The following is a 3656-nucleotide window of genomic DNA, read 5'->3' on the forward strand; positions in this document are numbered from 1 at the left end:
TTCATCAGCTTATAAAACCCCAGGGTGGCGGTGTCTCCAACCGATCCGTCTTCCTTCCTGTAGATAAAATAAGCTTCCATCTTTTTCTGTTTTGAAACAAAGCGGAGAGCATTCGATAGCCCCATTCCCATCAATGCATTATCATATCCATCGGCAGTAATAGCATCATCAGCCCATACCGTTACACTGATCAGTTCATTCTGTATAGGAAAGCCGGTTCTTGCATCAATCAGGTGAGATATCCGCTTGCCTCCCTGCTGGTAAAATTTCCTGTAATTGCCTGAGGTTGTGAGAGCCCCTACCTTAAGCAAAACAACCTTTTGCAATGGTTCCGGGTTGAGATCATCCGATGGCCCTTCTATGCCAACCGTCATGACCTGGCCCGACGGTTGTCGCCTTCCCCTCACCCGGATCTCACCTCCTATCTCAACCAGGTAATCCTTTATTCCTTTCCGGTCAAAATAATCTGCCAGTACATCCACGCTGTATCCCTGGGCAATACCATTCACATCTATATGAGTACAGGGTGTCGTTTTTATCAGACTGTCACCGCGCAAACGGATCTTATCAGGCCCGGCACATTTCATAAGAGCCCTCACACCGGCAGAATCTGGCATACCCGATTCCGGGATTGTACCAAATCCCCAGGCTTGTACCAGAGGCTGTATCGTAATATCGAATATGCCGCCTGTCTTTTTATTCACCTCCTGTGCCTTCAGGATAACATTCCGCAGATGTGCGTCAGTAATCCAGCCTCGTTGCGACTTATTAAATTGAGATATCAGCGAATAGGGTTTGTAAACGGACAGCGAACTGTCTATTCCGTCGAGCAGCCCAGCAATTTCGGCTCCCCTGATAATACTGTCTTCAGCATAGTAAGTAATGTGATAAGTTGTTCCCTGTGCATACCCTGATATCCGAAAAGGCTTCATCTGTTTTGCGGGAAAGAACAAGGCCGGCAAAAGAACAGCAATCAGTATGCACAGAGCTTTCATCATTAATTCCTCTTACTCATCTTTTCCAGTACGGCGATCCACTCTGGCTTGTCATTAAGGCTTTCCACCAATTGAACTTTATCGCCTCCAAGGGCTTTAAACTCCAGATCATATTCCTCAGCGATTTCATAAATCGTCTCCAGGCAGTCGGCCACAAAAGCAGGACTAAACACCAGCAAACGCTTCGCTCCATTCTTACCGAGCTGGTGAATCACTTCACTGGTATAAGGCTGAGCCCAGGGATCCTTCCCCAAGCGGGATTGAAAAGTGACAGTATACTTTTCTTTAGGGATAGATAGCCTTTCGGCAATCAGCCTGGCGGTGTTATAACATTGAGCCGAATAACAGAACTTGTTAACATCCGTGAGCTTTGAACAGCAGTCAGGCGATTTAAGACAATGTTTCTGACTATCATCCGCTTTTACAAGCTGGCGCTGCGGCAAGCCATGAAAGCTAAAAATGACATGATCGAATGTTTCAGGATGATATTTTTGCCCGTTCTCCGCGAATATCTCAATCATATCAGGATCGTCATGATAGGAATTGACGAAAGACATGTCGGGTATCGTCTGCCATTTACTGACAATCTCCATCACACGCTGATGAACCGACCCCGTGGTTGCAGATGCATATTGCGGGAACAATGGAATAACACGTATGCTGCTTACTCCCGCCTCCTTCAGTTTCGCAAGAGCGGAAGGTAAAGATGGGTTCTGATACCTCATGCCAAGCTCTACATGATAACCGGCACCGAGTTTTTCCTGCAATAAGTCCTTTACCTTTGCACTGTAGTACATGAGGGGTGAGCCGTTATCCGTCCAGACCTTCTGATAAGTTTTCGCTGATTTCGGACCGCGAAAGGGAACAATTATTCCCTTAACCAGCAAGGTCCGGCCTACCGGATTAATATCAATCACTCTCTCATCCATCAGAAACTCATCCAGGTACCGCCTCACATCACTAACGGATGGGCTGTCAGGTGTTCCAAGATTTACTAATAAAATACCTTGTTTGCTCATAAAGATCTTAGCTGCAAATATAACCGCAACCAGATAAAGTAGTACGACAGCTAAAGGTTTTGACGAAAGGAAAACTTTTTATTTCGTCTTCCACAACTGCCACCATGGAATGCCCGGCCATTGATGATGCTCATAATGATAACCAAAGAAATAACAACTCAGAAAGCCAATGACATGATTTTTCTTCATGGAACGGGATTGATGCACATTGTCGTGCTCCCCGTGATGCGGCAGCCATGTCCCGAAATAGAAGAGCTGTAAAGTGCTTAAAAGAGCAGGAAGCACCCAGAAGAACAACAAGTTTTGCTCCGCAAACCAGATTTTCAGAACATTGAATGTCACAGCCATTATAAGCAGCTGCCATAACGAAATATACTCTGTGATAAACTTCAGATACCAGCGGAGGAAACCGCCCTCATGATAATCGGGATCAGATTCACTGTGAACATGTTTATGATGCTGATGATGTTTGACATTCAGCTTTTTAAAGCTGAAGGCAGCATAAAGCGCAGTGCAGATCTGGCCAACTACTTCATTTACCTTCCTGGAAGGATAAATAGTGCCGTGCATGCCATCATGCGCCGTAATAAAAAGACCCGTGTAAAGATGCATCTGCACCAGCACCAGCAGATATGTCAGAGAATTGCGCCAGGAAAATTCCCATTGCAGTAAAAACCAAAGACATGCAAGCCAGCTGCCAATCACAACGATGGCAACCAACAATCCGATGCCCGACAGTTTCTTCACCTGCTAATAAGCTTCGAGTGTTTTTTTCACCTTTTCCATTAGCCACATAGGCGTGGAGGTTGCCCCGCAGATCCCTACCTTATCCCCGGGATTAAACATTTCAGGAGTCAGTTCATCCGGCTGAGAAATGAAATGAGTATCGGGATTATATTTTTTGCACACCTCGTATAAAACCTTTCCGTTGGAGGATTTCTTCCCGGAAACGAAAATAATCTTGTTAAAGTTGACAACAAATTTCCTCAATTCTTCGTCCCGGTTCGATACCTGTCTGCAAATAGTATCATTCGCTGTCACTTCATACCCTCTGCTGATCAGTTCATCCTTAATCTGGTAAAACTTATCGGTGCTTTTGGTCGTCTGGCTGTAAAGCGTAAACTTTTGAGGAAGCACAGCATTATCCAGTTCCGCAATATCCTGGAATACCAGGGCATCGTTATTGGTCTGCCCCTGCAACCCTATTACCTCAGCATGCCCGTGCTTACCAAAGATGAGGATCTGTTCCTGATCTTCGTACGATGTTTTTATCCGGTTTTGCAGCTTCAATACAACCGGGCAGGAAGCATCTATCAATGTAATGTTATTACTTAAAGCGATCCTGTAAGTCTCGGGCGCTTCTCCATGAGCCCTGATGAGCACCTTCTCTCCATGAAGTTCCTTCAGTGCATCATGATCAATAATTCTCAGTCCCCTCGCCTTCAGACGCTCTACCTCTTCATCATTGTGAACAATATCACCAAGACAATACAGATATCCGTCTTCATCAAGAATTTCTTCTGCCATATCTATGGCATAAACCACACCAAAACAAAACCCCGAATTCGAGTCGATTGTAACCTGAAGATTGTAGCTCATATTTAGTATACAAAGCTAAGGAAATAAAGTTGAATAGCTTATA

Annotated in this window: 4 protein-coding genes; all 4 read right to left on the bottom strand. The window is 44.9% G+C overall.

Annotation, left to right across the window (positions count from 1 at the left end; genetic code table 11):
• The coding region (locus DDR33_RS16605; protein ID WP_109416943.1) for an FAD:protein FMN transferase at nucleotides 1–998 on the bottom strand (998 nt) is incomplete at its 3' end.
• Entirely contained in the window at nucleotides 998–2014 is a 1017-nt protein-coding gene (hemH, locus tag DDR33_RS16610; protein ID WP_109416919.1) for a ferrochelatase, read from the bottom strand. The genes hemH and DDR33_RS16605, both read right to left, overlap by 1 nt.
• A gap of 78 nt (nucleotides 2015–2092) precedes the next feature.
• On the bottom strand, nucleotides 2093–2761 hold the full coding sequence (locus DDR33_RS16615; protein ID WP_109416920.1) for a fatty acid desaturase: 669 nt from the start codon (nucleotides 2759–2761) through the stop codon (nucleotides 2093–2095).
• Nucleotides 2762–2764: 3 nt separating this feature from the next.
• A complete protein-coding gene (locus DDR33_RS16620; protein ID WP_109416921.1) occupies nucleotides 2765–3613 on the bottom strand; it encodes a 4-hydroxy-3-methylbut-2-enyl diphosphate reductase in 849 nt (282 codons plus the stop codon).
• Nucleotides 3614–3656: the final 43 nt, after the last annotated feature.

The sequence above is a fragment of the Pararcticibacter amylolyticus genome (genome assembly GCF_003130405.1).
Taxonomy (GTDB): Bacteria; Bacteroidota; Bacteroidia; order Sphingobacteriales; family Sphingobacteriaceae; genus Arcticibacter; species Arcticibacter amylolyticus.